This window comes from Streptomyces sp. NPDC000229 (assembly GCF_040300825.1).
GTDB lineage: Bacteria > Actinomycetota > Actinomycetes > Streptomycetales > Streptomycetaceae > Streptomyces.
Genome location: NZ_JBEPEL010000069.1, coordinates 1 through 22454, shown reverse-complemented (window position 1 = coordinate 22454; position 22454 = coordinate 1). Strand labels below are relative to the sequence as shown.

The window sequence follows — 22454 nt, the reverse complement described above, 5'->3', positions numbered from 1 at the left end:
GCACCTATGGTCGTTCCATGGTCATCAACCCGAACGCGCTGGGCCTGGACCTGCCGCCCGGCACCCTGCGCGTCCAGCCCTCGCTCTGGTACGCGGACGAACCCGCCACGCCCGACACCTGGGCACGCCTCCTGCCCGCCCGGGAAGCCACCGGAATGCAGCCCGTGCTGCTCACCGAGACCCAGTATTTCCACGCCACCCAAGTGGCCGACCCCGACGACCACGACCCGGCCACCACACTCACCGACCTGTGGACCGAGCTCGCCCAGGAGGAGGACGCCGCCACCCTCGCGCCCTTCTCCGCCACATGGCCCGGCCTCGCGCCGGCCGGCGGAACCGCCACCGACCCGGACGACACCGCCGCCCGCGTCACGGCCGAACTCACCGGCGACGACGACTGGTTGAAGGGCGCCCGCGGCGCCCTGGTCCCGGCCCGCCGCAGCGCCGACATCCCGGCCGTCCTGGGCTGGGGCGGCGCCACCAACCACACCGACGCCGTCCAGCTCTCCACCATCCTCCGCTCATGGGAGGACCGGTTCGGCATACGGGTCGTGGGCCTGGGCCCCGACCTCCTCACCGTCTCCGTCGCCGCGCCGCCCCACACCATGGCCGACGCCCTCGCCACGGCGGCCGAGCACTACGCCTTCTGCCCGGACAACGTCTGGGACGGCTACGAAACGCTCCGCGCCTACGCCGCCGAGGAGGTGCTCGACCGCCACGACTGGACGTTCTGGTGGGACTGACCGGCGCGCGGTGTCATCCGGGGCCGCCTGACCGCCCCTGACGACCCACGAGGAGCCCCACCCATGACCTGGTACGCCACGGCACCGGCCGGCGCCGACAAGCCTTCCCCGAACCAGCGGCAGGGCCCGACACGGGGCGGGCCCTGCCGCCACCACCCCACCGCCGAGGGCAAGGACCGACACCGTGCCGCACCCGCCGGCGACGTGGGCCCGGCTCCTAGCCCCGGCCGATCCGCTGCGCGACCTCCGTCGCCCAGTAGGTGAGGATCATCTGCGCACCCGCCCGCTTGATGCCCGTCAGGGACTCCAGGATCGCCTTGTCCCGCTCGATCCAGCCCTTCTCGGCGGCGGCCTCGATCATCGCGTACTCACCGCTGATCTGGTACGCCGCGACCGGCACGTCCACCGCGTCCGCGACCTTCGCCAGCACATCGAGATAGGGACCGGCCGGCTTGACCATCACCATGTCGGCGCCCTCTTCGAGATCGAGCGCCAGCTCCCGCATCGACTCGCGCAGATTGGCCGCGTCCTGCTGGTACGTCTTGCGGTCACCCTTCAGCGACGACCCGACCGCCTCCCGGAACGGCCCGTAGAACGCCGACGCGTACTTCGCCGTGTAGGCGAGCACCGCCACGTCCTCCTTGCCGATGGTGTCCAGCGCGTCCCGGACCACCCCGACCTGGCCGTCCATCATCCCGCTGGGCCCGACCACATGCACGCCCGCGTCCGCCTGGACCTGCGCCATCTCGGCGTACCGCTCCAGGGCCGCGTCGTTGTCGACGCGCCCCTCCTGGTCCAGCACGCCGCAGTGCCCGTGATCGGTGTACTCGTCGAGGCACAGGTCCGACATCACCACGAGGTCGTCACCGACCTCGGCCCGCACGTCCCGGATGGCGACCTGAAGAATCCCGTCCGGATCGGTCCCCGCCGTGCCGGCCGCGTCCTTCTTGGCGTCCTCCGGCACACCGAACAGCATGATCCCGGAAACCCCGGCCTCGACCGCCTCCACGGCGGCCTTCCGCAGCGTGTCCCGGGTGTGCTGCACGACCCCGGGCATCGCCGAGATCGGAACCGGCTCGCTCACACCCTCCCGCACGAACGCGGGCAGAATCAGATCGGCCGGATGCAGCCGCGTCTCCGCGACCATCCGCCGCATCACGGGAGTCGTCCGCAGCCGCCGCGGCCGCGAACCGGGGAAGGATCCGTACGAAGTCATACGCCCCACGCTACGCCCGCCCCGCCCCTGCTCTTGCCGACAGCGTGCCGGAAGGAACGACACCGCCCCCCACCCGGCAGGACAAGGCACCGCCCCAGCGGAAGGGGCCGTACAGGGTCGCCCCCGCTGGGGGTTCCCCCACGCCTCCCGGGCAGCCCGACCCGCCCGCCGAGCCGGCGCCCGGCCAGGAGCCCGACCCGCCCACCGGCGTGCGCGCCACCGCACCCCGGCCCGAAGAGCCGCGCCGCCGCAACGTGACGCGGCCGGGCAGAGCCCCCACAGGAGCCCACCCGGCCGCGCCCGGAACGCACCGCCCCACGGGTTCTACGTGGTCCGCCTCCGCCGCGCACCCGGCCGCCGCTCGCTCGGCCGCGTGACGGGGTCACCGGCCTCCAGCGCGGCGGCCCGGCGGCGGAGCCCGAACTCGGCCAGCGCCTCGGCCAGCTTGTGCACGGACGGCTCGGGCGACAGCACGTCGACCCGCAGGCCGTGCTCCTCCGCCGTCTTCGCGGTGGCGGGCCCGATGCAGGCGATGACCGTCACGTTGTGCGGCTTGCCGGCGATACCCACCAGGTTCCGCACCGTCGACGACGACGTGAACAGCACGGCGTCGAAGCCACCGCCCTTGATGGCCTCCCGCGTCTCGGCCGGTGGCGGCGACGCCCGCACGGTCCGGTAGGCGGTGACGTCGTCGACCTCCCACCCGAGCTCGATGAGGCCGGCCACCAGCGTCTCGGTGGCGATGTCCGCCCGCGGCAGGAAGACACGGTCGATCGGGTCGAAGACCGGGTCGTACGGCGGCCAGTCCTCCAGCAGCCCCGCGGCCGACTGCTCGCCGCTCGGCACGAGGTCCGGCTTGACGCCGAACTCGACCAGCGAAGCAGCGGTCTGCTCGCCCACCGCCGCGACCTTGATCCCGGCGAAGGCGCGGGCGTCGAGCCCGTACTCCTCGAACTTCTCCCGCACCGCCTTCACCGCGTTGACCGACGTGAAGGCGATCCACTCGTACCGCCCGGTCACGAGCCCCTTGACCGCGCGCTCCATCTGCTGCGGCGTACGAGGCGGCTCGACCGCGATGGTCGGGACCTCGCTCGGCACCGCGCCGTAGGACCGGAGCTGGTCGGAGAGCGACGCCGCCTGCTCCTTGGTGCGCGGTACGAGGACCTTCCAGCCGAAAAGCGGCTTGGACTCGAACCACGCGAGCTGGTCGCGCTGGGCGGCGGAACTGCGCTCACCGACCACGGCTATGACGGGCTGGTGGCCCTCGGGCGACGGCAGCACCTTCGCCTGCTTGAGCACCTGCGCGATCGAGCCGAGCGTGGCGGTCCACGTCCGCTGCCGGGTGGTCGTACCGGCCACCGTGACGGTCAGCGGGGTGTCGGGCTTACGGCCCGCCGACACCAGCTCACCGGCGGCGGCGGCCACGGAGTCGAGCGTCGTCGACACGACCACCGTCCCGTCCGAAGCGCCCACCTCCGTCCAGCACCGCTCGCTCGCGGTCCGCGCGTCCACGAAGCGCACGTCCGCGCCCTGTGCGTCCCGCAGCGGCACACCGGCGTACGCGGGCACGCCCACGGCCGCGGCGACACCGGGCACGACCTCGAAGGGGATGCCCTCCGCGGCGCAGGCGAGCATCTCGGCGCCCGCGTTGCCGTCGAGCCCCGGGTCGCCGCTCACCGCACGGACGACCCGCTTGCCGCCCCGCGCGGCCTCCATGACAAGATTGGTCGCATCCCTCAACACGGGGACCCCGGCGGGCATTGACGCATCGTCAACGACCGTCAGCTCAGGCGTGCTCACACCCGCCCGCGCATGGCCTCGTACGACGTCGAGCACATCCGGCTCGGCGATCAGTACGTCAGCGCCTGACAGGGCCTCGACGGCGCGCAGGGTCAGCAGCCCCGGATCACCGGGTCCGGCGCCCAGGAAGGTGACGTGCCCGCACGCGGAGAACGCGGAGGAAGCCTTGGATGCAGTGGTGGGGCTCAAAGTGCTCGCTCCCCCATAAGACCGGCCGCACCCTTGGCGAGCATCTCGGACGCGAGTTCGCGCCCGAGCGCGACAGCGTCGCCGTGCGACGTGGGTACGGGACCGGTGGTGGACAACTGCACCAGCGCGGAGCCGTCGGTCGTACCGACGACGCCCCGCAGGCGCATCTCATGAACAACCTGCCCATCGGCCAGGGGGTCGGCCAGGGCACCCACGGGTGCGCTGCAGCCGGCCTCCAGGGCGGCGAGCAGGGACCGCTCGGCGGTCACGGCGGCCCGGGTGTACGGGTCGTCGAGCTCGGCGAGCGCGGCGGCGAGGTCGGTATTGGCCGCCGTACATTCGATCGCCAGCGCCCCCTGACCGGGAGCGGGCAGAACGGTGTCGACCGACAGGAAGTCGGTGACCTCCTCGCTACGCCCGATGCGGTTGAGCCCGGCCGCGGCGAGTACCACCGCGTCCAGCTCCCCGTTGCGTACGTAGCCGATGCGCGTGTCGACGTTCCCCCGGATGGCGACGCACTCGATCTCCATGCCATGGGCACGCGCGTACGCGTTGAGCTGCGCCATGCGCCGCGGCGAACCGGTACCCACGCGGGACCCGGCCGGAAGCTGCTCGAAGCGGAGCCCGTCGCGGGCGACCAGCACGTCGCGCGGGTCCTCGCGCCGCGGGATCGCCGCGAGCACCAGGTCGTCGGGCTGCGTGGTCGGCAGGTCCTTCAGCGAGTGCACGGCGAAGTCGACCTCGCCCGCGAGCAGCGCGTCGCGCAGCGCGGTGACGAAGACGCCGGTGCCGCCGATCTGCGCGAGGTTCTCGCGGGAGGTGTCACCGTACGTGGTGATCTCCACGAGCTCCACGGGGCGCCCGGTCAGCTGCCGCACCGCCTCCGCGACATGGCCGGACTGGGCCATGGCGAGCTTGCTGCGCCTGGTCCCGAGCCTCAATGCCCTCTCAGCCCTCTGGGCCCTCTCGGTCATACTCGCCCTCGGTTCTTAAGATCGGCTTCGTTCACGTCGGCCCGGCTGACGGAGGCGACCGTCTCCGGGTCGAGGTCGAAGAGTGTGCGCAGCGCGTCCGCGTACCCGGCGCCGCCGGGCTCGCTGGCGAGCTGCTTGACCCGTACGGTCGGCGCGTGGAGGAGCTTGTCCACCACACGGCGCACGGTTTGGGTGATCTCGGCGCGCTGCTTGTCGTCGAGGGCGGGCAGCCGCCCCTCCAACCGGGCCATCTCCCCCGCGACGACGTCGGCGGCCATGGCGCGCAGCGCGACGACGGTGGGGGTGATGTGCGCGGCGCGCTGGGCGGCGCCGAAGGCGGCGACCTCGTCGGCGACGATGCCGCGCACCTGGTCCACGTCGGCGGCCATCGGCGCGTCGGCGGAGGCGTCGGCGAGCGACTCGATGTCGACGAGCCGGACCCCCGCCAGTCGGTGCACGGCGGCGTCGATGTCACGGGGCATCGCGAGGTCGAGCAGCGCGAGCGGCGCGGTACGCCCCGCGGTCGCGCTCTCCACGACCGCCCCGGTCAGCACGAGCCCGGTGGCCCCCGTGCAGGACACGACCACGTCGGCACGTGTCAGTTCGTCGCCCAGGGCGGTCATGGCCACGGCACGCGCGGCCACGCCCGTGCCCCCGGGCTCGGTCAGGATCTGTACGAGCCGTTCGGCGCGCTCCGCCGTCCGGTTGGCGATGACGATCTCGCCGACCCCGGCCCGCGCGAGCGTGGCGGCGGCCAGCGAGGACATCGATCCGGCGCCGATGACGAGCGCCCGCTTGCCCTCGGCCCAGGCGGCGACGTCGCCACCGGCCGCCAGCTGCTCCAGCCCGAAGGTGACGAGCGACTGACCGGCCCGGTCGATGCCGGTCTCGCTGTGGGCCCGCTTGCCGACCCGCAGCGCCTGCTGGAAGAGGTCGTTCAGCAGCCGCCCGGCGGTGTGCAGCTCCTGCCCGAGCGCGAGGGCGTCCTTGATCTGGCCGAGGATCTGGCCCTCGCCGACGACCATGGAGTCCAGTCCGCACGCCACCGAGAAGAGGTGGTGGACGGCCCGGTCCTCGTAGTGCACGTAAAGGTAGGGCGTGAGCTCCTCCAGCCCGACCCCGCTGTGCTGGGCGAGCAGGGTGGACAGCTCGGCGACGCCCGCGTGGAACTTGTCCACGTCGGCGTACAGCTCGATGCGGTTGCAGGTGGCCAGGACGGCGGCCTCGGTGGCCGGCTCGGCGGCCAGGGCGTCGTGGAGCAGCTTGCCGCGCGTGTCGGAGTCGAGGGAGGCCCGCTCCAGCACGCTGACGGGGGCGCTGCGGTGGCTGAGACCGACGACGAGGAGGCTCATGCCGGCATCACGGCGGGCATGTCCCCGTCAGGTCCCTTCCGGCCCTCGGCGGGCGTGGCGGCGGCCGCGTCGCGCATCGAGGTGCCTCCCACGCCGGAGGCTGCGGGAGAGGGCGGCAGGACCGCCTCGCCGCCCGTCTCCTCGCCGGCCTTGCGCTGCTCGTGGAAGGCGAGGATCTGCAGCTCGATGGAGAGGTCGACCTTGCGCACGTCCACACCGTCGGGCACGGACAGCACGGTCGGCGCGAAGTTCAGGATGGAGGTCACCCCGGCCGCGACGAGCCGGTCGCAGACCTGCTGCGCGGCACCGGCGGGTGTGGCGATGACGCCGATCGAGACGCCGTTCTCGTCGACGATCTTCTCGAGGTCGTCGATGAACTGGACGGGCATGCCCGCCACCGGCTTGCCGACCATCGAGGGGTCGGCGTCGATCAGCGCGGCGACGCGGAAGCCACGGGAGGCGAACCCGCCGTAGTTGGCGAGGGCGGCGCCGAGGTTACCGATACCGACCATGACGATCGGCCAGTCCTGGGTGAGCCCGAGCTCGCGCGAGATCTGGTAGACGAGGTACTCGACGTCGTACCCGACGCCGCGGGTGCCGTACGACCCGAGGTACGAGAAGTCCTTGCGCAGCTTCGCGGAGTTGACCCCTGCCGCCGCGGCGAGCTCCTCGGAGGAGACCGTGGGTACGGAGCGCTCCGACAGTGCGGTGAGCGCCCGCAGATACAGCGGAAGCCTGGCGACGGTGGCCTCGGGGATTCCTCGGCTACGGGTCGCCGGTCGGTGTGTTCGGCCAGTTGCCACGGTGCTCCTGCGGGATGAGCGGGGCTGCAGGCGGCCATACGTACCAAGACCGCCCCGTCGACAGCAGGCTATGTCTTTGTGAACGCGTGCACAAAGATGGTGTCCATTTTGTCCGCGCAAAGTGACCGGGCTCACGCGAATCGATCGCGCCATCCCGGAACCGGGGCGGGCCTCGGTCCGTTCGCGAGCCTTAGGGGACAAAGCGGTACACACTCCTCATGACCACGCCCCCGAAGCGCAACAAAACGCACACGATGGTAACCGCCTTTCCCGGTCACCCCTCCCGCTCGGGCATCCGGTGGCACCCCCGCACCACGCCGCCGCCACATCCCACAACCGCCCGCACCCCGCCCCGGCCCCCACCGGGCCGTGACGCCCCCCGCACCACACCACCGCACACACCCCGACCGCCCCGGGCACCACCCGTCCCCACCCGCCGCCCGACGGCCCCGGCGTCCCGCGCCTCAGCCCTCCAGCGCCCGCCGCAGCCGGCCGGCGTCCACCTTCCAGAACGTGTGCTGCTCGCCGTCCACGAGCACAACCGGAATCTGCTCCCAGTACGCCCGGTGGAGCTCCTCGTCCTGGAGGATGTCCTTCTCCTCCCACAGCGCGCCCGTCTCGGCGCACACCTGCTGGATCACCGCCCGCGCGTCGTCGCACAGATGACACCCCGGCTTCCCGATGAGAGTCACCGTCCGCGGACCGGTCTTCTTCTTCGTACGTCCGAACATGCCCCCATTCTCCGCCCGCGTCATACCGGCGCCTCGCAGAGTTCACGCCATGGCATCCCCACAAGTCGGGGAGTACCGAACACAGTGGCTATGCTCACCGCATGGCCGCACTGGGATGGCTCACTCCTCATAGGCGTTCCGCCACCGCGCGCAGCGTGCTGGCGGGCGAAGCGTCGGCCGAGGCCGCCCGCAAGACCTCGCAGCCGGCGCCCGAACCCCAGTTCCCCGTGCCCGGTGACGAGCACGCCGCCGCCTTCTTCGACCTCGACAACACCGTGATGCAGGGCGCCGCGATCTTCCACTTCGGCCGCGGGCTGTACAAGCGGAAGTTCTTCCAGCGCCGGGAGCTCGCCCGGTTCGCCTGGCAGCAGGCGTGGTTCCGGCTCGCCGGTGTCGAGGACCCCGAGCACATGCAGGACGCCCGCGACAGCGCGCTGTCCATCGTCAAGGGCCACCGCGTCTCCGAGCTGATGACCATCGGCGAGGAGATCTACGACGAGTACATGGCCGACCGCATCTGGCCCGGTACCCGCGCCCTGGCCCAGGCCCACCTCGACGCCGGCCAGAGGGTCTGGCTGGTCACCGCCGCCCCCGTGGAGACGGCGACCATCATCGCCCGCCGCCTGGGCCTCACCGGCGCGCTCGGCACGGTCGCCGAGTCCGTCGACGGCGTCTACACCGGCAAGCTCGTCGGCGAGCCGCTGCACGGCCCCGCAAAGGCGGAGGCGGTCCGGGCGCTGGCCGCCGCCGAGGGCCTGGACCTGTCGCGCTGCGCGGCGTACAGCGACAGCCACAACGACATCCCCATGCTGTCCCTGGTGGGCCACCCGTACGCCATCAACCCGGACGCCAAGCTGCGCCGGTACGCGCGTGAGCGCGAGTGGCGGCTGCGCGACTACCGCACGGGCCGCAAGGCCGCCAAGGTCGGCATCCCGGCCGCCGCGGGCGTGGGCGCCATCGCCGGCGGTACGGCCGCCGCCGTGGCCCTCCACCGCCGCCGCCGCTGACGCGCACGACCCTCTCCCCGCCCGGCCGGCGGCCACCGGCCCGCGGCCAATCCGGGCTTCTTACCCCCGTCGGCCCCGCGCCAGTCGCCCCGTACGCACTCGGCCACAAGAGATCCCGCACCCAAGCACTTCTCGAAGTAATCCGATCAATAACTGGTCACGAAGTGCGACTTGATCAGCCGCGTAGACGTAACAGAAGCGACTGAATCGATGATTTGAGCAACTCGGCGTAGCGCTCCCTGCACTAAGCGTTATTCTCCTCAGACGCATACGAGACCCCCACGCGTCGCTACGACGAGTGAAAGGTTCCGTACTGCACGTGATGGAAGCTCTGCCTCTGGGAGTCCCGTGTACCCACACGTCGGGGTTGACGCCTCGGGCCTGGCTACGCTCCGCGCGACGGTCATCGACCATCTGCGCGGCTTCGTCCCCACCGCGTACGCCGTCCCGGCCTTCGCCTCACCGGCACTCGCCGGTCCTTGCTATGCCCTCGCCGACGGCGGTGCAGCCGTCGGGAGACGCGGCGGCCGGGGCGGTTCGGGCACCTCGACCACCGCCCGCCGACCCACCGCCGACAGCGACAGCGCCCGCATGATGGAGCTGGTCGAGCGCGCCCAGGCCGGCGAGGCCGACGCCTTCGGCCGTCTGTACGACCAGTACAGCGACACCGTCTACCGCTACATCTACTACCGCGTCGGCGGGAAGGCGACGGCCGAGGACCTGACCAGCGAGACGTTCCTGCGCGCCCTGCGCCGCATCTCCACCTTCACCTGGCAGGGGCGTGATTTCGGCGCCTGGCTGGTCACCATCGCTCGCAACCTGGTCGCCGACCACTTCAAATCGAGCCGGTTCCGGCTGGAAGTGACCACCGGCGAAATGCTCGACGCCAATGAGGTCGAGCGCAGCCCGGAGGACTCGGTCCTGGAGTCCCTCTCCAACGCCGCTCTCCTGGAAGCGGTCCGCAAGCTCAATCCGCAGCAGCAGGAGTGCGTGACCCTGCGCTTCCTGCAGGGCCTGTCCGTCGCGGAGACCGCCCGTGTCATGGGCAAGAACGAAGGTGCGATCAAGACCCTCCAGTACCGGGCGGTCCGCACCCTGGCGCGTCTGCTCCCCGAAGACGCCCGCTGACCCCTTACACCCCAACTCACCGTCGGTGACGCCTCGATGACGCGCTGGTCCGATCATCTTTCGTGCGTAACCCAAGTGCCGAGCCGCTCGTTGTGCGGGATGCAGGCTCCCTGTGGTCACACCCTGACCCCAGCCACTCACTCGTTCGTGTGGATGTGCTCAAGGTGTGCAACCTTCCGGACCCCCCGGGGAGTCGACCGTCATGACGAGAGGAGGTGCCGCCAGTGATCGCGAACGTATCGGCGCACCGGCGGGCGAACGCCTTCGCCCAGGCCCTGGAAGAGAAGGCGGCCGAGCAGCCCGAGGCATCGGTCGAACCGACCGACCAGGGTCGGCTGTTGGCCCTGGCGAACGGCCTCGGCGAGTTGCCGAAGCCGGAGTTGGATCCCGACGTGAAGGTGGTGCAGCGAGCCCAGCTCGTCGCCGCCATGGAAGCGATGTTCGCCGAAGGGAGCGCATCCGCGGGCCCTACGGTGCCGGAGCAGCGAGCGGCGACCGGGCGGGGTGCCCACCGGGCCACCGCGCTCCGGAAGTTGCGTCCCCGCTCCCGCTGGTCGAAGGGGCTCGCCGCCGGCGGCCTCACGGTAGGGGTGGCGGCGGGAGCGTTCAGCGGGGTGGCCGCTGCCAGTTCCGACGCCCTCCCCGGTGACTCGCTCTACGGGCTGAAGCGCGGTATGGAGGATCTCAAGCTCGGGATGGCGGACGACGACGCCGACCGAGGCGAGATCTACCTCGACCAGGCCTCCACCCGGCTCAATGAGGCCCGCCGCCTCATCGAGCGTGACCGGTCCGGGGTGCTGGACCACGAGTCCCTGGGCGAGATCCGGCGGGCGCTCAACGGCATGAAGCACGACGCCGCCGAGGGCCACCGGCTGCTCCGCCTGGCGTACGAGCGGGGCGGCACCATCGCCCCGATGGCCACGCTGAACTCGTTCGCCCGCAACCACCGGGAGGCCTGGAACGGCCTGCGCGACCGGCTGCCCGTCCAGCTGACCGACGTACGAGACGAGGTGAGTGACGTCTTCGCCGCCATAGACGAAGAGGTCGGACCGCTCCAGTCCCAGCTGCCGCAGCCCCCGGAGCGGAGCGACGGCAGGGGATCCGGCCGGCCGGGCGCCACCGAGGACTCCTCGGGCTCCCGACCGTCCCACCGTGCCCCGTCCAGCCCCGAGTCCCGGCCGTCGGGCAGCAGCAAGCCCGGCCCCTCCGGCTCCGGGTCCGCCGCGGCGAAGGAGGACGGCCTGCTCGGCGGCAACACGGGCGGCCTGCTCGAACCGGACCCGACGACACCCCCACCGGCCACGGGCAGCGGCGGCGGCAGTCAGCCTGCCCCGGCGCCCTCCCCGGACGTCACGATCCCGCCGATCCTCCCGGGCATCATCCCGGGCCTGGGCATCGACGAGGAAGACGCCAGGTAGCAGGTGGACAGGCAGATGGGTGGGTGCCCTCCCCAAGGGGGCACCCACCCATCACCCGTTCGGCCGGAGAACCGGCTCCGTCAGAAGAACACCGACCGCCGCTGCACCAACAGCTTGTACAGCGTGTGCTGAATCTGTTCCCGCACCTGGTCCGTGAGGTTGAACATCAGCATCGGGTCCTCCGCCGCCTCCGGCGGGAAGCCGTCCGTCGGGATCGGCTCGCCGAACTGGATCGTCCACTTGGTCGGCAGCGGCAGCGCCCCGAGCGGCCCCAGCCAGGGAAACGTCGGCGTGATGGGGAAGTACGGAATGCCCAGCACCCGTGCGAGGGTCTTCGCGTTACCGATCATGGGGTAGATCTCCTCCGCCCCCACGATCGAGCACGGCACGATCGGCGCGCCCGCCCGCAGCGCGGTCGACACGAACCCGCCGCGGCCGAACCGCTGAAGCTTGTAGCGCTCGCTGAAGGGCTTCCCGATGCCCTTGAAGCCCTCCGGCATCACCCCGACGACCTCACCGCGCTGGAGCAGCCGCTCCGCGTCCTCCGCGCACGCCAACGTGTGCCCCGCCTTGCGGGCCAGCTCGTTGACGACCGGCAGCATGAAGACGAGGTCCGCGGCGAGCAGCCGCAGATGCCGACCGGCCGGGTGGTTGTCGTGCACGGCGACCTGCATCATCAGCCCGTCCAGCGGCAGCACTCCCGAGTGGTTCGCCACCACCAGTGCCCCGCCCTCGGACGGGATGTTCTCGATGCCCTTCACCTCGACACGGAAGTAGTTCCCGTACAGCGGCCGCAGCAGCGACATCAGCACCTGGTCGGTGAGCTCCTCGTCGTACCCGAACTCGTCGACCTCGTACTCGCCGGTGATCCGCCGCCGCAGGAACGCCAGCCCGCCGGCGATCCGCCGCTCCCAGTCCCCACCGCCGCCGGTCTCCACCTCGGCGCCGCCCTCGGCGGCCTCGGGAGCCGCCGCGTCGGGTGCCTGCGGCCCCGGCAGCGGGCTCACCGCGCCCTCGCCGTTCCGTCGCCGTGCGCCGCCGCCCAGCAGGGGCCGTCGGCGCCCCGGTCGTGGGGTGGCCGCGCCCGTGCGCGACCGGTCGTCGTCGAACGGAATGACCTTGGCGTCCGCCATCGTTGAATCGCGCTCCCTCATCCGGCGCTGTAAGTCGTCTTCGCACCGCGGCGGCCCAGGAACGGCAACTGCGACGCGGCGATCCGGTCGACCGCCCCCGCGAGGGCCTCCGGCGGCAGCAGGCCGGGGCCGCGGCTGCGCGCGAAGTCCGCGAAGGTCTGCGCGGTCGTGTACGTCGGCTCGAACCCGAGCGTCTCGCGCATCTGCGCGGTGCTCACCACCCGGCCGTGCATCAGCAGCCGGATCTGCTCGGGTGAGAAGTCGGTCACACCCACCGTACGCAGCGCCGTACCGACCCATGTGACCGCCGGCAGCAGCACCGGCACCGTAGGCCGCCCCAGCCGCCGCGAACACTGCGAGAGTGTCAGCACACCGTCGCCGGCCACGTTGAACGTGCCGCTGTTGAGCGTGCCGCGGCGCGGCTCGTGCGAGGCGATCCGCAGCACCTCGATCACGTCGTCCTCGTGGACGAACTGCAGCCGCGGGTCATAGCCGAACACCGTGGGGAGCACCGGCAGCGAGAAGTACTCGGCGAGCGGCGAGTCCGCGGTCGGCCCGAGGATGTTGGCGAACCGCAGCACGCACACCGCCACATCGGGCCGCCGGCGCGCGAAGCCCCTTACGTACCCCTCCACCTCGCAGGCGTCCTTCGCGAAGCCACCGCTCGGCAGCGACTTCGGCGGTGTCGTCTCCATGAAGACGGCCGGGTCGCGGGGCGCGGACCCGTACACGTTCGTACTGGACTTCACCACCAGCCGGCTGACCGTCGGCGACTTCTGGCACGCCCCGAGCAGCTGCATGGTGCCGATGACGTTGGTCTCCTTGACCGCCGTCCGGCCGCCCGCGCCGAGCGGTGTCCCGGTGACGTCCATATGGACGACCGTGTCGACCCCGTACTCCGCCAGGACCCGCCCTATGGCGGGTTGCCGGATGTCGGCCCGGACGAACTCCGCGGCACCCAACTGGTGCGCGGGTGGCACGGCGTCCACGCCGATCACCCGCTCCACGTCGGGATCCCGCTGGATCCGGCGGACGAACCGCCCGCCGAGCTGCCGGGCCACGCCGGTGACGAGCACGACCTTCCCCAAGATCAGCGCCTTCCGTTCGGTCCTCGCCTATGCGCCACCGTAGCGGGTGAACGGTGCGCTGTGATGACCGCCGCACCCCCGCGGGCGCCGCGGCAAACACCGCGGCCCTCCCACCGGAACCGGTGGGAGGGCCGCGATCGGCGCACGTACAGCCGTCGCTTACTTCTTGTTGCGACGCTGAACGCGGGTGCGCTTGAGCAGCTTGCGGTGCTTCTTCTTCGCCATCCGCTTGCGCCGCTTCTTGATAACAGAGCCCACGACTACCCTCGCTCACTTCTCGGAACACCCCCGCATGAGCGGGGATCTCGGTGCGGGGCGTCTGGGCCCACACGACCTACGTCGGCCTAGCCTACCGGCCAGAGCGCCGAGCTTGTAATCCGAGGGGTACGCGGGACTCTCCGGACCGACCGCTAAGCGGTCTCCACCCCCACAAAGGAGTCACGGAGGTACTCGTGAACCGCTTGCTCCGGCACCCGGAATGACCTGCCCACCCGGATCGCCGGCAGATGACCGCTGTGCACCAAGCGGTACACGGTCATCTTCGACACTCGCATCACCGAGGCGACTTCCGCCACGGTCAGGAACTTGACCTCGTTGAGAGGCCTCTCGCCAGCAGCAGCCATGACCCACCTGTACCTTCCGCCCACAACGCCCACCGGCTTCCCCTCCGGTGACTCTTCGTCGCGGTGCGCTCACTCACCAGAGTAGGGGCGGGTGATACGAGTGGGGAAGAGGAGCTGCCACCGGCCGACTACTGGGACAGACACGCCCGATTGAGTACATAGCGAGTAAGCGGTCGGTAGTAATCGGACCGCACAGCGTCATCCAGCGGGACCGCCACGGACACGCGCCCCTCCGCCTCCCCGACGAACAGCGCGGGGTCGTCCGTGTCGGCCAGGCCGACGGCCTCAATACCCAGCTGACCTGCTCCGCAGACCCATCCGTGGTCCCCCACCACCAGCTCCGGAAGCGGTCCGCCGACCTCCGCGAGACCCTCCAGAGCGGCCCTGATCGGGAGCGGTGAATGGGTGTGCGCGCCGGTCTCACAACCGGCGCCTGCGCCCCCTGGTTCCCGGACCAACGCGACTCCCCGTACGTAGTCAAGGCTGTACGTACGTACGCCGAACCGGGTCGTTATGTCGACACATCGCCCCTTCGCGGGTGTGAGAACGAGACATCCGGCCGCCGACAAAGCGTCTGCGAGCTCGGCGTAGAAACCGAGCAGTCGGTGCGGATGACCGGTCCCGAGCAGCACCGGCGCCCGCCTCCGGGCCACCTCCGCGAGCCGCGCGGCGAACGCGCCGAGCGCGCTCAGCGTCCGCTCCGGGTCGATGACATCGGGCCCGGACCGGTACGCGGGGTCGCCGGAGACCCCGCACTTGTCGGCCATCAGCCGCAGCAGCTCCCGCTCGTCCCACGCCCACTGCGGATCCAGCCCGAGCGTCACCCGAGGATCCCGGGCCGCGAACAGGCGATAGCTCCGCAGGCTGTCCTCCCGCGAGGTGGCCACCGGGCCGGCCAGCCGGGCCGCCAGCAAATGCGCGCGCAGCGCACCGGTACTCAACACCCTGCCGATGCTGCCGCAGCTCGCCCGGCACGGCCCCAGAACCGGGCCGACACCCCACAGTTGGCGTAACCCCGCCGTCGACGTCCCCCCGCCGTCCACGGCCCGCCCCCTACGGCAGCAGCCCCCGCAGCGGGAACACCGCCCGCCGCGCCGCCAGCACCGCCTGGTCCAGCCGGTCCGCCGGGTCGTACCCCTCGTCCCAGCCCCGCCACGACGCCGGCCACCGCCCGTCGGTCATCCGCCTGGGCGCCGGCTGCCGCGTCCGCGCGTACACCTCGTCCCGCCACGACGACGGAATCACCGACTCCGGCTCCACCGGAGCACCCGCCGCGATCCCCACCAGATGCGTCCACGACCGCGGTACGACGTCCACGACCGCGTACCCGCCACCGCCCAGCGCGACCCACCGCCCGTCGGCGTACTCGTGCGCCAGGTCGTGGCAGGCCGCCTGGACGGCCCGCTGGGCGTCCAGCGACACCGCCAAGTGGGCGAGAGGATCCTCGAAGTGCGTATCGGCCCCGTGCTGCGTCACCAGCACCTGGGGCCGGAAGTCCGCCAGCAGCTCGGGCACCACCGCGTGGAACGCCCGCAGCCAGCCCGCGTCACCCGTCCCGGCCGGCAGGGCCACGTTCACCGCGCCGCCCTCCGCCGGCCCCGACGCGCCCGTCTCCTCCGGCCACCCGGTCCCCGGGAACAGCGTGCGCGGGTGCTCGTGCAGCGAGACGGTCAGCACCCGGGGATCGTCCCAGAACGCCGCCTGTACGCCGTCCCCGTGGTGTACGTCCACGTCCACGTACGCGACCCGCTCCGCGCCCAGCTCCAGCAGCCGGGCGATCGCCAGCGACGCGTCGTTGTAGATGCAGAAGCCCGCGGCCGAACCCGGCATCGCGTGGTGCAGCCCGCCCGCGAAGTTCACCGCGTGCGCGGCCTCCCCCCGCCACACCGCCTCGGCCGCGCCCACCGACTGACCCGCGATCAGCGCCGACGCCTCGTGCATCCCCGCGAACGCCGGGTCGTCCATGGTCCCCAGCCCGTACGCCTGGTCCGCCGCCCCCGGATCCGCCGAGGCAGCCCGCACGGCCGCCACGTAGTCCTCGCGGTGCACCAGCCGCAGCGTCGAGTCCCCGGCCGGCTTGGCGGCCACCACGTCCACCCGGCGGTCCAGCCCGTACGCCCGCACCAACCCCATGGTCAGCGCGAGCCGCACGGGATCCATCGGGTGTCCGGCCCCGAAGTCGTACCCGGTAAGTGCGTCATCCCACATCAACAGTGCGCGGCCGCTCATGCCCGCCACCGTATCGGTTCGGTTCAACACCGAACGAACGGGCGTACCGCAGGGTCACCAGCACCAATACCAGCGGCACCACCATCGCCCCGCGATAGCTCCACGCGTCCCCCAGCGACCCCACCAACGGCGACCCGATCAGAAAGCCCACGTAGTTGAAGACATTGAGCCGGGCCACCTCCGCGTCACCGCGCGCCGCCGCGAACGTCTGCGGCACCAGCACGCTCAGCCCGAAGCCCAGCACGGTGAACCCCGCCACCCCCGCCCACGCCCCCGGCGCCCCGGCCACCACCCCGAACCCGGCCGCCGCCAGCACCGCCCCACCCCGCACCACGGCCACCGCCCCGAACCGCCGCACCCCCAGGTCCCCCAGGGCCCGCCCCAACAGGGTCGTGACCATATAGGCGTTGTACGGAACGGTCGCCAGCTCCTCCGAACCGCCCAGCACATCCGTCAGGTACTTCGCGCTCCAGTTGGACACCGTCGCGTCACCGATGTACGCGCACGTCATCACCAGGCACAGCGGCACCAGGACCCCCGCCGAACGCCCCACCGAGCCGCCCGCCCGCGTCTCCCCGTCCACGTACCACCGGCTCCCCGCCAACGCCGCCGGCAGCACCACCACGACGACCGACAGGTACGACACCCCCAGCGCCACGTGCCAGTGCACGGCAGCCCACGCCAGCGAGGCCCCCACGATCCCGCCCAGGCTGTACGCCGCGTGGAACCCGAGGATGATGCTGCGCCCGTACGCGTACTGGAGGCTCACCCCCAGCATGTTCATCGACGCGTCCAGCGCCCCGACGGCCAGCCCGAACACCCCCAGTGCCACGCCCACATGCCACAGCCGCTCTCCCGCCCCCACACCCAGCAGGGACAACAGCACGACCGGCTGCGCCCACCTGAGAACGACGCCGGGCGCCACCCGCCGCACCAGCTTCCCGGCAAGCACACTCCCCGCACCGGCGAGAACCGGCACGGCCGCCAGGAAAGCCGGCAGCAGCGCATCGGATATCCCGTACCGGTCCTGAATGGCGGGGATACGCGTCACCAGCAGCGCGAAGGCCACTCCCTGGACGAAGAAGGAGACCGCCAGCGAACCCCGCCCACGCCGCAACCGCGCGTCCGTCATGGCGGCACAGCGTAGGGCGCGCACCTACCCTTGGGTAGATCACTCACGCGAGCAGTCCCGGCAACTCCCCCATGTCGTCGAAGCACCCCTCCACCCCGACCAGCCGCTCCACCGGCGTCATCGCCGTGAACCCGTACACGTCCATCCCGGCCGCCACGGCGGCCTGGACCCCGAGCGGACTGTCCTCGACGACGACACACCGCTCGGGCGCCACCCCCATCCGCTCGGCGGCATACAGGAACAGGTCCGGCGCCGGCTTCCCCCGCCCCACATCCTGCGAGCTGAAGACATTCCCCTCCCGGAACCACCGGTCCAGCCCGGTCTTCCGGTGCCCCACCCTGATCCGCTCATGGCTCCCGGACGAGGCGACGCAGTACGCCACCCCTTCGGCGGAAAGCTTCTCCAGCATCTCCGGCACCCCGGCGACCACCTCCAGCTCCCGCTCGAAGGCAGCGAACACCCGCCCGTGGAAGACCTCGTCGAAGTCCTCCGGCAACCGCTGCCCGGTCCGCTCCAGGATCAGGTCGTGCACCCGGTGCATCGCTGCCCCCATGTAGTCCCGCAACGAGTCCTCGTACGAGGTGGGATGCCCGAGCTCGGTCAGGTAGCCGGCCAGGAGGGTGTTCGAAAGAGGCTCGCTGTCGACGAGCACCCCATCGTTGTCGAAGATGACCAGTTCATAGCGCATGCCGCCACCCTAGGAGGGGCCGAGGCGCCGAACCTCGCCGAGATCGCCGTTCAGCAGCTCATCGTGCTGGATCACGAAGTCGCCGTTCGGGAGGCGCCCCTCGTAGCGCGCGCCCATGACGCGCGGCGGCAGGAACTCTCGCAGGCGGTGCCTCATCCCGGACGGGTACACGACCGGCTCGCCCCACCCGTCCGGGGCCTCGTCCGTGCTGAACAGCACCCAGTGGTCGACCTCCACGTCGGCCGCGAGATCGGGTGCCCCACCGGTGTGACAGTCCAGCGCGGGAAGCACCAACTGGTCCGGGTCGAGGGGCTCGTACCACATGAACAGGGGCTTGGCCCGCTGCGCCTGGGCGTTGTGGAAGCAGCACACGGCGATGGTGTGCAGCGGATACCGCTCCGCGTAGAAGTCGAACAGCTCCGGGGTGAGGTGCGGCCTCTTACGGTGAGGTACCTGGCCGAGCGCGGCAGGGATGAGAGTCGGGTCGTCGGCGAGGAGGACGGTGTAGACGTCGTGCTCGAAGACCTGCACACCACGGGACGGCCCCACCCCGCCCATCCAGTCCATGACCGCCGGCTCTCCCACCGGGACGGGCCGGACCGCGTCGACCATGCGCTCCAGGAGGTCCGCATGGTGCCCGACGGAAATGAAGTTCTTCGGCGTCATGCCTACCGCCGGCAGATGCAGCAGCATGGCGTTCGGCCCCTCCGCGTGGCTGGCGGCGGTGTTCTGGTATCCGACGACATGGATCAGCCCATGTTCGGGATGCCGCTGACGCCCGGCGTACAGGGTGGTGCCCGAGAATCGGGCCGGTGCCGTCGATATGCACATGCCGTCACCGTATCCAGGCGATGCTGCTTACGGCAGGGGAACGCAGAAAAGCCCCGCACCATAAGGTGCGGGGCTTTCCCACAATAATTGTTCGGCGGTGTCCTACTCTCCCACAGGGTCCCCCCTGCAGTACCATCGGCGCTGAAAGGCTTAGCTTCCGGGTTCGGAATGTAACCGGGCGTTTCCCTAACGCTATGACCACCGAAACACTATGAAGATGTCGAACTACAACCAACCACCCGTAAAGGGTGTGGGAGTTCGTTACTTCAGAACTAACACAGTGGACGCGAGCAACTGAGGACAAGCCCTCGGCCTATTAGTACCGGTCAACTCCACCCATTACTGGGCTTCCATATCCGGCCTATCAACCCAGTCGTCTACTGGGAGCCTTACCCTCTCAAGGAGGTGGGAATACTCATCTCGAAGCAGGCTTCCCGCTTAGATGCTTTCAGCGGTTATCCCTCCCGAACGTAGCCAACCAGCCATGCCCTTGGCAGAACAACTGGCACACCAGAGGTTCGTCCGTCCCGGTCCTCTCGTACTAGGGACAGCCCTTCTCAATATTCCTACGCGCACAGCGGATAGGGACCGAACTGTCTCACGACGTTCTAAACCCAGCTCGCGTACCGCTTTAATGGGCGAACAGCCCAACCCTTGGGACCGACTCCAGCCCCAGGATGCGACGAGCCGACATCGAGGTGCCAAACCATCCCGTCGATATGGACTCTTGGGGAAGATCAGCCTGTTATCCCCGGGGTACCTTTTATCCGTTGAGCGACGGCGCTTCCACAAGCCACCGCCGGATCACTAGTCCCGACTTTCGTCCCTGCTCGACCCGTCGGTCTCACAGTCAAGCTCCCTTGTGCACTTACACTCAACACCTGATTGCCAACCAGGCTGAGGGAACCTTTGGGCGCCTCCGTTACCCTTTAGGAGGCAACCGCCCCAGTTAAACTACCCATCAGACACTGTCCCTGATCCGGATCACGGACCCAGGTTAGACATCCAGCACGACCAGAGTGGTATTTCAACGACGACTCCACCTGAACTGGCGTCCAAGCTTCACAGTCTCCCACCTATCCTACACAAGCCGAACCGAACACCAATATCAAACTGTAGTAAAGGTCCCGGGGTCTTTCCGTCCTGCTGCGCGAAACGAGCATCTTTACTCGTAGTGCAATTTCACCGGGCCTATGGTTGAGACAGTCGAGAAGTCGTTACGCCATTCGTGCAGGTCGGAACTTACCCGACAAGGAATTTCGCTACCTTAGGATGGTTATAGTTACCACCGCCGTTTACTGGCGCTTAAGTTCTCAGCTTCGCCCCACCGAAATGGAGCTAACCGGTCCCCTTAACGTTCCAGCACCGGGCAGGCGTCAGTCCGTATACATCGCCTTACGGCTTCGCACGGACCTGTGTTTTTAGTAAACAGTCGCTTCTCGCTGGTCTCTGCGGCCACCCCCAGCTCGAGGAGCAAGTCCTCTCACCAGTGATGGCCCCCCTTCTCCCGAAGTTACGGGGGCATTTTGCCGAGTTCCTTAACCATAGTTCACCCGAACGCCTCGGTATTCTCTACCTGACCACCTGAGTCGGTTTAGGGTACGGGCCGCCATGAAACTCGCTAGAGGCTTTTCTCGACAGCATAGGATCATCCACTTCACCACAATCGGCTCGGCATCAGGTCTCAGCCTCAATGTGTGACGGATTTGCCTATCACACGGCCTACACCCTTACCCCGGGACAACCACCGCCCGGGCTGGACTACCTTCCTGCGTCACCCCATCGCTTACCTACTACAGGTCTGGTCCGTCGGCTCCACCACTCCCCTTTGCCCGAAGGCTCCAGGGCGGCTTCACGGACTTAGCATCGCCTGGTTCGATATTGGGCGTTTCAAAGCGGGTACCGGAATATCAACCGGTTGTCCATCGACTACGCCTGTCGGCCTCGCCTTAGGTCCCGACTTACCCTGGGCAGATCAGCTTGACCCAGGAACCCTTAGTCAATCGGCGCACACGTTTCTCACGTGTGTATCGCTACTCATGCCTGCATTCTCACTCGTGAACCGTCCACAACTCGCTTCCGCGGCTGCTTCACCCGGCACACGACGCTCCCCTACCCATCACAGTCCCCGTTGGGGGTATGTACTGCAATGACACGACTTCGGCGGTACGCTTGAGCCCCGCTACATTGTCGGCGCGGAATCACTTGACCAGTGAGCTATTACGCACTCTTTCAAGGGTGGCTGCTTCTAAGCCAACCTCCTGGTTGTCTCTGCGACTCCACATCCTTTCCCACTTAGCGTACGCTTAGGGGCCTTAGTCGATGCTCTGGGCTGTTTCCCTCTCGACCATGGAGCTTATCCCCCACAGTCTCACTGCCGCGCTCTCACTTACCGGCATTCGGAGTTTGGCTAAGGTCAGTAACCCGGTAGGGCCCATCGCCTATCCAGTGCTCTACCTCCGGCAAGAAACACACGACGCTGCACCTAAATGCATTTCGGGGAGAACCAGCTATCACGGAGTTTGATTGGCCTTTCACCCCTAACCACAGGTCATCCCCCAGGTTTTCAACCCTGGTGGGTTCGGTCCTCCACGAAGTCTTACCTCCGCTTCAACCTGCCCATGGCTAGATCACTCCGCTTCGGGTCTTGAGCGCGCTACTGAATCGCCCTGTTCGGACTCGCTTTCGCTACGGCTTCCCCACACGGGTTAACCTCGCAACACACCGCAAACTCGCAGGCTCATTCTTCAAAAGGCACGCAGTCACGAGATGCAAGCAAGCTCACATCCGACGCTCCCACGGCTTGTAGGCACACGGTTTCAGGTACTATTTCACTCCGCTCCCGCGGTACTTTTCACCATTCCCTCACGGTACTATCCGCTATCGGTCACCAGGGAATATTTAGGCTTAGCGGGTGGTCCCGCCAGATTCACACGGGATTTCTCGGGCCCCGTGCTACTTGGGTGTCTCTTAAACGAGCCGCTGATGTTTCAGCTACGGGGGTCTTACCCTCTACGCCGGACCTTTCGCATGTCCTTCGCCTACCCATACGGTTTCTGACTCGTCTCACAGCCGGCAGACTGTGACAAAGAGATCCCACAACCCCGCATGCGCAACCCCTGCCGGGTATCACACGCATACGGTTTGGCCTCATCCGGTTTCGCTCGCCACTACTCCCGGAATCACGGTTGTTTTCTCTTCCTGAGGGTACTGAGATGTTTCACTTCCCCTCGTTCCCTCCACATGCCCTATGTGTTCAGGCATGGGTGACAGCCCATGAAGGCCGCCTGGGTGTCCGCTCGTCCGGACATCACGGGGTGTACCGCTCTCTCTTGATGGTGATGACGTCGCGTCAGGACATGCGCAGGG

19 protein-coding genes and 2 rRNA genes are annotated in these 22454 nt (G+C 69.4%); 4 read left to right on the top strand and 17 right to left on the bottom strand.

Annotated elements, in window-relative coordinates; translation table 11 throughout:
- Positions 1–17: 17 nt before the first annotated feature.
- Positions 18–743 (top strand): DUF4253 domain-containing protein, encoded by a 726-nt coding sequence (locus tag ABT360_RS27025; RefSeq protein WP_351821703.1) that lies wholly within the window; start codon positions 18–20, stop codon positions 741–743.
- A 217-nt stretch (positions 744–960) separates the two neighbouring features.
- Here ABT360_RS27025 and hemB read toward each other — a convergent pair whose 3' ends face one another.
- The 6 genes from hemB to ABT360_RS26995 all read right to left on the bottom strand — a co-directional run bounded on the left by hemB (position 961) and on the right by ABT360_RS26995 (position 7808).
- The gene (gene hemB, locus ABT360_RS27020; RefSeq protein WP_351821700.1) at positions 961–1959 is read right to left on the bottom strand and encodes a porphobilinogen synthase; all 999 of its coding nucleotides are present in this window, start codon (positions 1957–1959) and stop codon (positions 961–963) included.
- Positions 1960–2283: 324 nt separating this feature from the next.
- Positions 2284–3948: a bifunctional uroporphyrinogen-III C-methyltransferase/uroporphyrinogen-III synthase gene (locus ABT360_RS27015; RefSeq protein WP_351821697.1), complete on the bottom strand. Its 1665-nt coding sequence runs from the start codon at positions 3946–3948 to the stop codon at positions 2284–2286.
- Complete coding sequence (hemC, locus tag ABT360_RS27010) at positions 3945–4922, bottom strand: hydroxymethylbilane synthase (RefSeq protein WP_351821695.1); 978 nt, start codon at positions 4920–4922, stop codon at positions 3945–3947. Before hemC ends, ABT360_RS27015 begins: the two co-directional genes overlap by 4 nt.
- Positions 4919–6274: a glutamyl-tRNA reductase gene (locus tag ABT360_RS27005; protein WP_351821692.1), complete on the bottom strand. Its 1356-nt coding sequence runs from the start codon at positions 6272–6274 to the stop codon at positions 4919–4921. Before ABT360_RS27005 ends, hemC begins: the two co-directional genes overlap by 4 nt.
- Positions 6271–7077, bottom strand: coding sequence for a redox-sensing transcriptional repressor Rex (locus ABT360_RS27000; protein ID WP_351821689.1), 807 nt, complete (start codon positions 7075–7077; stop codon positions 6271–6273). Before ABT360_RS27000 ends, ABT360_RS27005 begins: the two co-directional genes overlap by 4 nt.
- 464 nt (positions 7078–7541) lie before the next feature.
- Positions 7542–7808: a glutaredoxin family protein gene (locus ABT360_RS26995; RefSeq protein ID WP_351821686.1), complete on the bottom strand. Its 267-nt coding sequence runs from the start codon at positions 7806–7808 to the stop codon at positions 7542–7544.
- 101 nt (positions 7809–7909) lie between these two features.
- Here ABT360_RS26995 and ABT360_RS26990 point away from each other — a divergent pair, with 101 nt between their 5' ends.
- The 3 genes from ABT360_RS26990 (at position 7910) to ABT360_RS26980 (ending at position 11361) form a co-directional block, all read left to right on the top strand.
- Positions 7910–8815: an HAD family hydrolase gene (locus ABT360_RS26990; protein WP_351821683.1), complete on the top strand. Its 906-nt coding sequence runs from the start codon at positions 7910–7912 to the stop codon at positions 8813–8815.
- A 348-nt stretch (positions 8816–9163) separates the two neighbouring features.
- Complete coding sequence (locus ABT360_RS26985; RefSeq protein ID WP_084907479.1) at positions 9164–9943, top strand: ECF subfamily RNA polymerase sigma factor, BldN family; 780 nt, start codon at positions 9164–9166, stop codon at positions 9941–9943.
- A gap of 224 nt (positions 9944–10167) precedes the next feature.
- Positions 10168–11361 (top strand): DUF5667 domain-containing protein, encoded by a 1194-nt coding sequence (locus ABT360_RS26980; protein ID WP_351821679.1) that lies wholly within the window; start codon positions 10168–10170, stop codon positions 11359–11361.
- An 80-nt stretch (positions 11362–11441) separates the two neighbouring features.
- Here the strand turns inward: ABT360_RS26980 and ABT360_RS26975 are convergent, their stop codons facing one another.
- From ABT360_RS26975 to ABT360_RS26925, 11 genes are all read right to left on the bottom strand, one after another.
- A complete protein-coding gene (locus ABT360_RS26975; protein WP_351821676.1) occupies positions 11442–12494 on the bottom strand; it encodes a lysophospholipid acyltransferase family protein in 1053 nt (350 codons plus the stop codon).
- A 17-nt stretch (positions 12495–12511) separates the two neighbouring features.
- A complete protein-coding gene (locus ABT360_RS26970) occupies positions 12512–13582 on the bottom strand; it encodes an NAD-dependent epimerase/dehydratase family protein (RefSeq protein ID WP_351821673.1) in 1071 nt (356 codons plus the stop codon).
- Positions 13583–13741: 159 nt separating this feature from the next.
- On the bottom strand, positions 13742–13840 hold the full coding sequence (locus tag ABT360_RS26965; protein ID WP_003948845.1) for a 30S ribosomal protein bS22: 99 nt from the start codon (positions 13838–13840) through the stop codon (positions 13742–13744).
- Positions 13841–13992: 152 nt separating this feature from the next.
- Positions 13993–14205, bottom strand: a complete 213-nt coding sequence (locus ABT360_RS26960; RefSeq protein WP_351821670.1) for a helix-turn-helix domain-containing protein — start codon at positions 14203–14205, stop codon at positions 13993–13995.
- A gap of 128 nt (positions 14206–14333) precedes the next feature.
- Positions 14334–15149 carry a phosphatase gene (locus ABT360_RS26955; protein ID WP_351821667.1) on the bottom strand — a complete coding sequence of 272 codons (816 nt, stop codon included), beginning with the start codon at positions 15147–15149 and terminating at the stop codon, positions 14334–14336.
- Positions 15150–15258: 109 nt separating this feature from the next.
- Complete coding sequence (locus ABT360_RS26950) at positions 15259–16434, bottom strand: acetoin utilization protein AcuC (RefSeq protein WP_351821664.1); 1176 nt, start codon at positions 16432–16434, stop codon at positions 15259–15261.
- Complete coding sequence (locus tag ABT360_RS26945; RefSeq protein WP_351821662.1) at positions 16403–17566, bottom strand: MFS transporter; 1164 nt, start codon at positions 17564–17566, stop codon at positions 16403–16405. The genes ABT360_RS26950 and ABT360_RS26945 overlap by 32 nt, the downstream gene beginning before the upstream one ends.
- Before the next feature lie 43 nt (positions 17567–17609).
- On the bottom strand, positions 17610–18254 hold the full coding sequence (locus ABT360_RS26940) for an HAD family hydrolase (RefSeq protein WP_351821660.1): 645 nt from the start codon (positions 18252–18254) through the stop codon (positions 17610–17612).
- A gap of 9 nt (positions 18255–18263) precedes the next feature.
- Positions 18264–19085, bottom strand: a complete 822-nt coding sequence (locus ABT360_RS26935; RefSeq protein WP_351821657.1) for a hypothetical protein — start codon at positions 19083–19085, stop codon at positions 18264–18266.
- A gap of 89 nt (positions 19086–19174) precedes the next feature.
- Positions 19175–19291: ribosomal RNA gene (gene rrf / locus ABT360_RS26930) — 5S ribosomal RNA — on the bottom strand.
- 90 nt (positions 19292–19381) lie between these two features.
- Positions 19382–22454 (bottom strand): 23S ribosomal RNA (locus ABT360_RS26925); the annotation flags it as partial.